The 10,746-nt window shown below is 74.5% G+C and carries 7 protein-coding genes; 5 read left to right on the forward strand and 2 right to left on the reverse strand.

Going from position 1 to position 10,746, the window contains the following annotated elements; all coding sequences use genetic code 11:
- Positions 1 to 32 precede the first annotated feature (32 nt).
- Entirely contained in the window at positions 33 to 1,361 is a 1,329-nt protein-coding gene (locus OG455_RS26580; protein ID WP_266297848.1) for an MFS transporter, read from the reverse strand.
- A gap of 201 nt (positions 1,362 to 1,562) precedes the next feature.
- Between OG455_RS26580 and OG455_RS26585 the strand changes: the two genes are divergently transcribed.
- Both OG455_RS26585 and leuS read left to right on the forward strand, forming a co-directional pair.
- On the forward strand, positions 1,563 to 2,888 hold the full coding sequence (locus OG455_RS26585; RefSeq protein ID WP_266297850.1) for a hypothetical protein: 1,326 nt from the start codon (positions 1,563 to 1,565) through the stop codon (positions 2,886 to 2,888).
- A 379-nt stretch (positions 2,889 to 3,267) separates the two neighbouring features.
- Entirely contained in the window at positions 3,268 to 6,183 is a 2,916-nt protein-coding gene (gene leuS / locus OG455_RS26590) for a leucine--tRNA ligase (RefSeq protein WP_266297852.1), read from the forward strand.
- 43 nt (positions 6,184 to 6,226) lie between these two features.
- Here the strand turns inward: leuS and OG455_RS26595 are convergent, their stop codons facing one another.
- Complete coding sequence (locus OG455_RS26595) at positions 6,227 to 7,225, reverse strand: YafY family protein (protein ID WP_266297854.1); 999 nt, start codon at positions 7,223 to 7,225, stop codon at positions 6,227 to 6,229.
- A 206-nt stretch (positions 7,226 to 7,431) separates the two neighbouring features.
- Here OG455_RS26595 and OG455_RS26600 point away from each other — a divergent pair, with 206 nt between their 5' ends.
- From OG455_RS26600 to OG455_RS26610, 3 genes are all read left to right on the forward strand, one after another.
- Positions 7,432 to 8,223, forward strand: coding sequence for a hypothetical protein (locus tag OG455_RS26600; protein ID WP_266297856.1), 792 nt, complete (start codon positions 7,432 to 7,434; stop codon positions 8,221 to 8,223).
- Positions 8,224 to 8,358: 135 nt separating this feature from the next.
- Positions 8,359 to 9,303 carry a DegV family protein gene (locus tag OG455_RS26605; protein WP_266297858.1) on the forward strand — a complete coding sequence of 315 codons (945 nt, stop codon included), beginning with the start codon at positions 8,359 to 8,361 and terminating at the stop codon, positions 9,301 to 9,303.
- Positions 9,304 to 9,393: 90 nt separating this feature from the next.
- Positions 9,394 to 10,677 (forward strand): helix-hairpin-helix domain-containing protein, encoded by a 1,284-nt coding sequence (locus tag OG455_RS26610; protein ID WP_266297860.1) that lies wholly within the window; start codon positions 9,394 to 9,396, stop codon positions 10,675 to 10,677.
- Positions 10,678 to 10,746 lie beyond the last annotated feature (69 nt).

Consider the following 10,746-nt stretch of genomic DNA (forward strand, 5'->3'; position numbering starts at 1 on the left):
CCGGGACATCTCCCGGGTGCCCTACGGCGTTTTCAGGCCGTGGCCGCCATCGCCGCGGTTGCGTCGGAGCTCGCCGCTGCCGCGGCCGGCGGGCGCCGGGTCAGCCGCGGCAGCACCGCCGCCGCCAGCGTGACCGCGCCGAGCACCAGGAACGCCGTCCGGTACGAGGACTCCGCCGCGAGCCCCGAGACCAGCAGCGGCCCCGCGATGCCGGCCAGGCTCCAGCCGATCAGCATCAGCCCGTAGACCCCGCCCGCGTGGGCCAGCCCGAAGAAGTCCGAGGCGAGCGCGGGCATGGTGGCGAAACCGCCGCCGAAGGAGAGGCAGACCAGCGCCGCCAGCGGGAGGAAGAGCGCGGGGGAGGCGACCCGGGAGAGCGCCATCAGGCACAGTCCCTGGGAGGCGAGCATCAGGACGAAGGCGCGGCGCAGCCCGGTCCGCCCCGAGAACCAGCCCCAGAGCGGGCGGCCCACGGTGTTGAAGACGCCGAGCGCGCCGGTCAGCGCGGCGGCCGCGGTGGGGCTCAGGCCGGTCAGGCTGCCGGCCGCCGGGGCGATCACCGAGAGCATGCTGATCCCGGCCGCGGTGTTGAAGAAGAGGATCAGGGTCAGCAGGTACCACTGGCGGGTCCGCAGTGCCTGGGCCGGCCGGTAACCGGCACCGCCGGCGGCCCCGCGCCGGGCGGGCGCGGCCACCGCGCGCGGCGGGTCGCGGAAGAAGGCCGCGCCGGTCAGCGTGGTCACCAGGAAGAGCCCGCCGAGCACCAGCAGCGCGCGCACCGGGTTGCCCGCGAAGTGCGCCACCAGCACCCGCATCAGCGGCGCGCTGAGCACCGAGCCGAGTCCGAAGCCGCCGGTGGCCACCGCCGCCGCGAGCGCGCGGTGCCCGGGGAACCAGCGCTGCAGCAGCGTGGTCGGCACGATGTAGCCCAGGCCCAGGCCCACCCCGCTGATCACGCCGTAGCCCAGCAGCACCAGCCAGAAGTCCTGCCGCCCGTGCGCGCAGCCCGCCACCAGCAGGCCGCCCGCGTACAGCGCCCCGGCCAGCAGCGCGATCCCGCGCGGCGGGCGCCGGCTCATCAGCAGGCCGCCCAGCACGGTGCCGAGGAAGACCAGCGCGTGCGCGGTGGCGAACGGCAGCCCGGCCTCGTCCCGGCCGAGCGCGAAGGCGCTGCCGGGTGCCTGGAGCCCGGCCGACAGGATGCTCCAGGAGTACACCGAGCCGTAGGCCAGCTGGTTGAGCACCACGGCGGCGGCCACCAGGCCCCGGCGGCGGCCGATCCGCCGGTGGTCGAACCGGCCGCGGGGCCGGGGCGGATCGGCGGCGAGGCCGGGGCGGGGGAGCAGGGCGGTCTGCGGCAAGAGGATCACCGTTTCTCAAGGGCGGAGGATTCCGGGTGTCATACGCTGAGTGACACCTTCCGGTTACGCCGTACCTCGATCGCCGCCCTGAGCTGGTGAAATCACTGGCCCGTTCAGCCCTGTCGAACACTCAGGGTAACAATTTGTCTCGGTTGGTCGAGATGCCGCCGGTCGCCGTCCCGGGCCCGCTACGGTCGGGCCATGGCCGACCTCGCCCGCAAGCGCAACGAAGAACTCGCGCGGATACTGCACCAGCTCTCCTGGAGCCCCGAGCGGCTGGCCCGCGAGGTCAACCAGGTACTGCCGCCCGGACTGTCGCTCAGCCAGACCGCCCCGTACAAGTGGCGCGACCGCGGCATGGTGCCCCGGGCGCCGCACGACCACGCGGTCTGCGAGGTGCTCAGCCGCGCCGTCGGCATCGCGGTCACCTACGAGCAGCTCTGGGGGCCGATGGGCAGCAACCGCGGCGCCAAGGTGCTCTCGGCCCGCCTGCTGACCGACCCGTGGACGGCCGACACCGCGCAGACGGCGCTGCGCGAGGCGGGCGCGCAGGCCGCCCCGGTGCGGCTGACCGACCTGTTCCGCGGTGGTGAGCTGGCCGACGCGGTCGAGCACTGGGCCGCGCTGCCGCCGCCGCTCACCGGTGGCGAGGGCGCGCTGCGGGTCACCGAGGGGCAGCTGGCCGATCTGCGGCTGGGCTACCAGGGCAAGCGGCGGCTGGCCCAGGCCTGTGGCGGCGGTCTGGTCCTGGAGCCGGCGAGGGCCGAGCTGCTGATGGCGGGCAAGCTGCTGGAGCTCGGCGGCTACGCCGGGGAGGAGGGGCTGGGCCGGGCGCTCTACGGCGCGGCGGGGCGCCTGGCCCGGCTGGTCGGCTGGGCCGCCGCCGACCTCGGGCAGGAGGCGGCCGCCCAGCGCGCCTACGTGGCGGCGCTGCGGGCCGCCCACGCGGCCGGCGAGCCGCAGCTGGCGATGAGCGTGGTCGGTGCTCTGGCCGTGCAGGTCACCCATCAGGGGGCCGGTCGCGGCCTCGACCCGGCGGCACTGCTGGCCCGAGCGCTGGCGGCGGTGGGCGACAAGCTGACGGTCGGTCAGCATGTCCGCCAGCTGGGCAGGTTGGCGTTGGCGCTGGCCGGGGTGGGGCAGCGGGCGGGCGCCGAGGCGGCCGCCGAGCAGGCCTTCGCGCTGCTCGCGGGGGAGGGCGGCCGACGGCGGGCCGAGCTGCTCGGACTGGTCGGTGGGGCCTATCTGCTGCTGGAGGAGCACGAGCTGGCGCGACCGATGCTCGGCGAGGCGGCGAGCGCCACCGGCGGCGCGCGGGCGCGGGCGCTGCTGCTGATCCGGCTGGCCGACTCCTGGCTGCGCACCGGTGACCGGGGCCCGGCGCTGGCGGCAGCCGATCAGGCCCGGCTGCTGGCCGCCGGCATGCAGTCCCAGGTGGTGGCCCGGATGCTGCGCGAGTTCGACACGGCCCAGGTCGCCGCGGGCCCGCCGCCGCGCCGCCGCCGGACCTCCGCGTCGTCGGGGTAGGCGGCGTCGGCGTCGCCGGCGTCGTCGGCGGGGTGAGCGGGGTAGGCGGGGTGAGCGGGGTCCGGGGGAGAGCGGCTCGCCTGAGCGGTCCGTCCCCGGGTCGCGGCGAGCGGCTCGGCGGAGCCGTCCGTCCCCGGGGTGAGCGCCTCCTCCCGGGGGCGGCCTGCGGTACCCTGCTGCCATGCGAACCGTGCGCCTGCTCCTTAGCCGGCCGCGCTGACCAGGACCGGCCGACCCCAGCGGGCCATGCCGGAGTCAGCGTGGCGACCCCTCCTGTCGAGGGGCTTTTTTGTTTCCCGGGCACTGCTCGACCAGTGAAGCCCCTGCCCGGCCACCCCGCTGACGATTCGCGATCTGACACGATGGAGCCTGAAAGATCATGAGCGAGACGACCCCCGCGGCCAGCGCGGCCGCCACCGAGCCGTTCCGGACGCCGACGTTCAAGTACGACGCGAACCTGGCCGCCGACATCGAGGCGCGCTGGCAGGACATCTGGGAGAAGGAGGGGACGTTCAACGCCCCCAACCCGGCCGGTCCGCTGGCTTCGGCGACCGCCACCGCCGGTGAGGTCGCCGCCAGGCCGCACAGTTTCATCATGGACATGTTCCCCTACCCGTCCGGCGCCGGCCTGCACGTCGGCCACCCGCTGGGGTACATCGCCACCGACGTCTACGCCCGCTTCCAGCGGATGACCGGCCACAACGTGCTGCACACGCTGGGCTACGACGCCTTCGGCCTGCCCGCCGAGCAGCACGCGGTGGCCACCGGCGTGCACCCGCGGGTCTCCACCGAGGCGGCCATCGCCAACATGCGCGCCCAGCTGCGCCGCCTGGGCCTGGGCCACGACTCGCGCCGGTCGATCTCCACCATCGACCCGGAGTACTACCGCTGGACCCAGTGGATCTTCCTGCAGATCTTCAACTCCTGGTACGACCCGGCCGCGAACGCGGCGCGCCCGATCACCGAGCTGATCGCCGCCTTCGCCGACGGCTCCCGCCCCACCCCGGACGGCCGTGCCTGGTCCGAGCTGTCCGGCCTGGAGCGCGAGGAGGTGCTGGGCGAGTACCGCCTGGCGTACAGCAAGGAGGTGCCGGTCAACTGGTGCCCCGGGCTGGGCACCGTGCTGGCCAACGAGGAGGTCACCGCGGACGGCCGCTCCGAGCGCGGCAACTTCCCGGTCTTCAAGTCCAAGCTGCGCCAGTGGATGATGCGGATCACCGCCTACGGCGACCGCCTGATCTCCGACCTGGACCAGCTGGACTGGCCCGACGCGATCAAGATGCAGCAGCGCAACTGGATCGGCCGCTCCGAGGGCGCCCGGGTCGACTTCGCCGTCCAGACCCACAACGGCGGTGCGCACGAGCAGGCGATCACCGTCTTCACCACCCGCCCTGACACCCTGTTCGGCGCGACCTACATGGTGCTGGCGCCCGAGCACGAGCTGGTCGACGCGATCGTCCCGGCCGCCTGGCCGGCGCAGACGCACGCCGACTGGAAGGGCGGGGCGCACACCCCCGCCGAGGCCGCCGCCGCCTACCGGGCCGCGGCCGCCGCCAAGTCGGACGTCGAGCGGCAGGTGGACGCCAAGGTCAAGACCGGCGTCTTCACCGGCGCCTACGCGACCAACCCGGTCACCGGCAAGCCGATCCCGGTCTTCATCGCCGACTACGTGCTGATGGGCTACGGCACCGGTGCGATCATGGCCGTGCCCGCGCACGACCACCGCGACTTCGCCTTCGCCCGAGCCTTCTCGCTGCCGATGGCCTGCGTGGTCGAGCCGACCGACGGGCGCGGCACCGAGGCGGCCGAGTGGGACGACGCCTTCGACACCTACGACTCGGTGATCGTGGGCTCCGCCAACCCCGACCTGTCGCTGGACGGCCTGCGGGTGGTCGAGGCCAAGGCCGCCGTCACCGCCTGGCTGACCGAGCGCGGCATCGGCGAGGGCACCGTCAACTTCCGCCTGCGCGACTGGCTGTTCAGCCGCCAGCGGTACTGGGGCGAGCCGTTCCCGATCGTCTACGACGCGGACGGCGTGATGCACGCGCTGCCCGAGTCGATGCTGCCGGTCGAGGTCCCCGAGGTGGACGACTACTCGCCGCACACCTACGACCCGTACGACGCCACCAGCACCCCGAAGACCCCGCTGTCGCGCAACGAGGCCTGGGTCACCGTCGAGCTGGACCTGGGCGACGGCGTCAAGACCTATCGCCGCGAGACCAACACCATGCCCAACTGGGCCGGTTCCTGCTGGTACGAGCTGCGCTACGTCGACCCGGTCAACGCCGCGAACGTGGTCGACCCGGCCAACGAGGCCTACTGGATGGGCCCCACCGAGCAGAAGCCGGCCGGCGGTGTCGACCTGTACGTCGGCGGCGCCGAGCACGCGGTGCTGCACCTGCTGTACGCCCGCTTCTGGCACAAGGTGCTGCACGACCTGGGTCACGTCTCCTCCGTGGAGCCGTTCCACAAGCTGTTCAACCAGGGCATGATCACCGCCGACGTCTACCGCGACGAGCGCGGCTTCCCGGTGCCGGCCGCCGAGGTCGAGGAGGTGGACGGCGGCTACGCCTGGCAGGGGCAGCCGGTCACCCGCGAGGCGGGCAAGATGGGCAAGTCGCTGAAGAACGCGGTCGCGCCCGACACCATCTGCGAGGAGTACGGCGCCGACACGCTGCGCCTGTACGAGATGTCGATGGGCCCGCTGGACGTCTCCCGCCCCTGGGACCCGCGCGCCGTGATCGGCTCGTACCGCTTCCTGCAGCGGCTGTGGCGCAACGTGGTCTCCGAGGAGACCGGTGAGCTGGTGGTCGCCGAGGAGCCGGCCGACGAGCCGACCCTGCGGGTGCTGCACAAGGCGATCGACGGGATCCGCGGCGACCTGGCCGCACTGCGCTTCAACACCGCGGTGGCCAAGGCGATCGAGCTGAACAACTACCTGGTCAAGCGCGGCAGCACGCCGCGCGAGGTGGCCGACGCGCTGGTCCTGGTCGTCGCTCCGCTGGCCCCGCACATCGCCGAGGAGCTGTGGCGCAAGCTGGGCCACACCGCTTCGCTGGCCTTCGCCGACTTCCCGGTCGCCGACCCGGCGTTCGTGGTGGACGAGTCGGTGACCTGCGTGGTCCAGATCAAGGGCAAGGTCAAGGCCCGCCTGGAGGTGCCGCCGACCATCACCGACGCCGAGCTGGAGGCGCTGGCGCTGGCCGACCCCGCCGTGGTCGGCGCGATCGGTGGGGCGCCGGTGCGCAAGGTGATCGCCCGGGCGCCGAAGCTGGTGAACATCGTCACCGGCTGACCTCGCGTCAGGTGTTCTCGCGGGTGCTTCAGCAGGCACCTGGTCAGGTCTCGAACCGGCCGGCCGCTCCGTTCGCGGAGCGGTCGGCCGGTTCTGTCGCCCGGCCCAGCCGCTGGGCCAGCGCGGCTATGTGCTCGACCAGTTCGCGCGGCTCGTGGACGGTGAACGGCAGGCCGAGCAGCCCGATGTGCAGTGCCAGCCCGTTCAGCGAGTTGGACCCCGTCCGCACCGTGCAGCTGTCGGCGGTCAGTGGCTCGACCAGCCCGTCGGTGGGCCCGATCCACTCGGCCACCCGCGCGGCCGGCGCGTGCACGGTGAACCTGGCCTGGTAGCGGTAGCGGCCGACCGCGACCTCCCAGGAGAGGAAGTCCCCGATGTCCTGCTCGGGCCGCTCGCGCGGGGTGAACCGGGGACCGTGCGGGGGCCGCAGCCGCATCCGGTCGACCCGGAAGTTGCGCCAGTCCGCCCGGTCGATGTCCCAGGCCGCCAGGTACCAGCGGGTGCCGGTGTGCACCAGCCGGCAGGGCTCGACGTCCCGGCGGGTGCCGGCGCCGTCCTTGGCGGTGTACTCGAAGCGCAGCCGCTCGTGCGCGAGGCAGGCGGCGGCGATCACGGCCAGCGTGGTGGCGTCCACCGCCGGACCCCGGTTGCGCAGCTTGGTGGTGGCGCCGGCGATCGACTCCACCCGGCCGCGCAGCCGGGCGGGCAGCACCTGCTGGAGCTTGGCCAGGGCGCGCACCGAGGTCTCCTCGATCCCCGCCACGCTCCCGTTCGCCGCCATGCGCAGGCCCACGGCGACGGCCACCGCCTCCTCGTCGTCCAGCAGCAGCGGCGGCATCTCGGCGCCCGCCCCCAGGCGGTAGCCCCCCGCCGCGCCGGGTGTCGAGTCGACGGGGTAGTCCAGGGCGCGCAGCTTCTCCACGTCCCGGCGGACCGTGCGGACGCCGACCCCCAGGCGCACGGCGAGGTCGGCACCGGACCAGTCGCGGCGGGCCTGGAGCAGCGAGAGCAGGCGCAGCAGTCGGGCGGAGGTTTCGAGCATGGGGTGAGTCTGGCAGCCGGGGCGGGCGGTGGGAGGCGGGTGAGGGTGGGGGCCGCGGGGTCAGGGTCATCCCTGAGCGCACCCTGATCCGTCCCCGGCTCCCTGCTGTGACGCTCCTGGGGCGGCTACCGTGGAACACGACGCGGAGTCCGGCCGGAATCCGGCGCGGAGTCGGGGCCCCCGGCCCTGGTGGAAGGCGGCAACTGATGGATGCGATCGGCGCAGTGATCATCCTGCTCGGGCTCTTCGCGACCGCCGTGATCGTCCTGGTCGTGGTGAGCGCGGTCAAGGCCGCCAGGGCGGTGGCCAGGAAGGTCGAGCGGACCGAGGCGCAGGCCCGCCGCGCGGTGGAGAACGTCACGCTCAGGGCCAAGAGCTTCACCAAGCCCGGCCCGCAGGGCGAGCTGGCCGCTGTCCGGCTCGGGCTGCGCACCTCGCTGGCCGGCACCCGCGAGGTGCTCGCGGCCGGCGTCGGGGCCGATGGCCAACTGGCCGAAGCACTGGGGCTGCTGGACCGCCTCGACCGGCACGCCGCCGAACTGGACGCCGAGTTGCGGATGCTGGAGCGCGAGCCGCAGCCGTCCCGGATCGCCACCAAGCTGCCCGAGCTGCGCGAGCGCGCGGACCGGATCACGCACTCCGCCGAGTCGATGCGCTGGGCGGCGCAGGACCGGATGCAGCGCTTCGCGGCCGACGAGTTGAGCCGGCTGAGCGCGGAGTGCGAGAGCGAGGCCGGGGCACTGCGGCACTGGGACCGGGTGGGGCAGGAGCCTGCCGCCGGGTCCGACGGCCCTGGGGCCGCGTCCGGCACCGCCACTGCTGCCGGCGCCGGCCGGGGCGGTCACACCGCCTCCCAGGGCGGCGCCACCCCGTCGCGGCCCGGGATCGCCGCGCGGGCCGGGCGGCTCGGCGCGGAGGAGATGCTGAACCTGAGCGAGCCGCTCACCCGCCTCGGCCAGCGGCTGCGCAAGGCCGAACCCGGTTCCTCGGCGAGCTGAGGCCGGCCTCCCGGCGGGGCGGGGACGACTCCTCGGCGGGGCGGGCGGGAGCGCTCCTCGGGGGCGGGCGGCGTCCGTCCGGCCTCGGCTGTCCTCGGCTGTCCTCGGCCTGTTTCGGGGAGTAACCTCCGGCACATGCCCGCCGATCTCGCGCTCGTCACCGACTCCACGGCCTATCTGCCCCAGCAGGCCGTCGACCGGCACCGGATCTCGGTGGTCCCGCTCAGCGTGGTGCTCGGCGACCAGGTGCTCGCGGAGGGGGTCGAGATCACCCCCAAGGACGTCGCCGAGGCGCTGCGCGCCAAGCAGCGGCTCACCACCTCCCGGCCGAATCCCGAGGCCTTCGCCGCCGCGTACCGGGCGGCCGCCGAGGCCGGCGCGACCGCCGTGCTGTCGATCCACCTCTCCGCCGAGCTCTCCGGCACCGCCGAAGCCGCCCGACTGGCCGCCGCCGAGGCGCCGGTCCCGGTCCAGGTGGTCGACAGCCACCTGGTCGGCATGGCCCTCGGCTATGCGGTGCTCGCCGCCGCCGAGGCCCGCGACGCGGGGCTCGACCCGGCCGCCGCGGCCGAGGCGGCCGTGCGCCGGTCCGCGGCCACCAGCGGCTTCTTCTACGTCGACACCCTCGAACACCTGCGCCGGGGCGGCCGGATCGGCACCGCCCGCGCACTGCTCGGCTCGGCCCTCGCGGTGAAGCCGCTGCTGCACCTGGCGGGCGGGCGGATCGAGCCGCTGGAGAAGGTACGCACGGCCGCCAGGGCGATCGCCCGGCTGGAGGAGATCGCGGTCGAGCGGGCGGGGGAGGGCCAGGTGGACATCACGGTGCACCACCTGGCCGCCGAGGACCGCGCCGAGCCGCTGGCCGAGCGGCTGCGCGCACGTGTCCCGGGTGTGCGCGAGGTGCTGGTGGGGGAGGTCGGGGCGGTGATCGGGACCCATGTGGGGCCCGGGCTGCTCGCGGTGGTGGTGGCACCGGTGGACCCGGTCGTACCGGTGAACCCGGTTGTACCGGTGGACCCGGTCGTACCGGTGGACCCGGTCGTACCGGTCGTACCGGGGAATCCGTCCACGGCGGGCTGACGGAGCCTCAGTTATCCACAGAGCCTTGGTTATCCACAGGTTTTGAGCCGCCGCTGACGGGTGGTCGGGGAGCTCCGTACCGTCGGCCTCATGAAGCGCCCGTGCACCCCTGCCGCCAACCGCCGTCGCGAGGCCGCCGACCTCGCCCGTAGCCGCCTGGCCGTCCTCTGCGCGCAGCCGCCCGCCCGCTCCCCGGTCGGAGCGCCACCGGCGAGCGGGCGGCCGGTCGCGGACGAGGCGTGGGTCGCGGCGGCCCGTCTCCGCGCCTCGCTCGCGCAGGGGTTGGCGGCGACGTCTGCGGTTACGGCGGCGGCCGGCAGACCAGTCGCGGCCCCTGTTGACCGCGCCGACCGCGCCGCCCGCTCCGGCTCCCGCACGGGCGGGCCCACCCCGGTCCCCGACGGCTGGCCGTACGGTTACGGGTACCGCGCCGAGCCGGACAGCTCCGCCGCCACGTCGCCCGTGAGCGCGGTCTCGGTCGCGGCCGCACCTGCATCCGCCGTCCGTGGTCCGAGTCCGGGGGCGCCGCCCGACCCCGATCTCGACCCCGACTCCGATCTCGACCCCGACCCCGACCCCGATCTCGACCTGGACCTCGTCTCCGACCTCACCCCTGTCCACGTCGAGCGGCGCTCCCGGTTCCGGCTGCCCGCTGCCTTGCACTCGCTGCTCCTCGCCGACCGCAAGGCCGTGCTCGGGCTCACGGTGCTCCTGCTGCTGGCCGTCGGTTACGCGGCACAGCACTTCTGGTTCGGCCGGCCACAGGCCGTCGCCGTGCCGCTCTCCTCCGCCCGACCAGTCGCCCGGGCCGTTCCTCAGGCCGCGCTCGCTCCGGCTCCGGCTCTTGATGCCGCCCCCGCTCCCGTTCCGGATGCGGTTCCGGTCGCGGCTCCTGACGCCGCTCCGCTCCCCGCTGCCTCGGCCGCCGCCGTGCCCGGGAGCGGAGGCCAGGCGCTCCCGCCGGTGGTCATCGACATCGCTGGTCGAGTCGCCCACCCCGGCATCCGCGCACTGCCCAGCGGCGCCCGGGTCGCCGACGCGCTCCGCGCGGCCGGTGGCGCGCTACCCGGGGTCGACACCGACACACTCAACCTGGCCCGGGTGCTGGTGGACGGTGAGCAGGTCCTGGTGGGGGCGCCGTCCCCGGCGGTCCAGGGCGGGCCTGCGCCGCCCGCCCCCAAGCCCCCGGTCAGCCTCAACCGCGCGACGTTGGACCAGCTCGACGCGCTGCCCGGGGTGGGCCCGGTGCTGGCGCGGCACATCCTCGACTTCCGGGGCACACACGGTCTGTTCCAGTCACTCGACCAACTCCGGTTGATCACCGGCATCGGGGAGCGAAAACTCGCCGAGCTCAAACCCCTCGTGACTCTGTGAGCCCGTGACCGCCCATCCACCGCAGAGGGTCCCGATGTCCCAAGCCCCACCTGGTGCCGGCCAGGAGAG

It is taken from the genome of Kitasatospora sp. NBC_01287 (genome assembly GCF_026340565.1).
Classification (GTDB): Bacteria; Actinomycetota; Actinomycetes; order Streptomycetales; family Streptomycetaceae; genus Kitasatospora.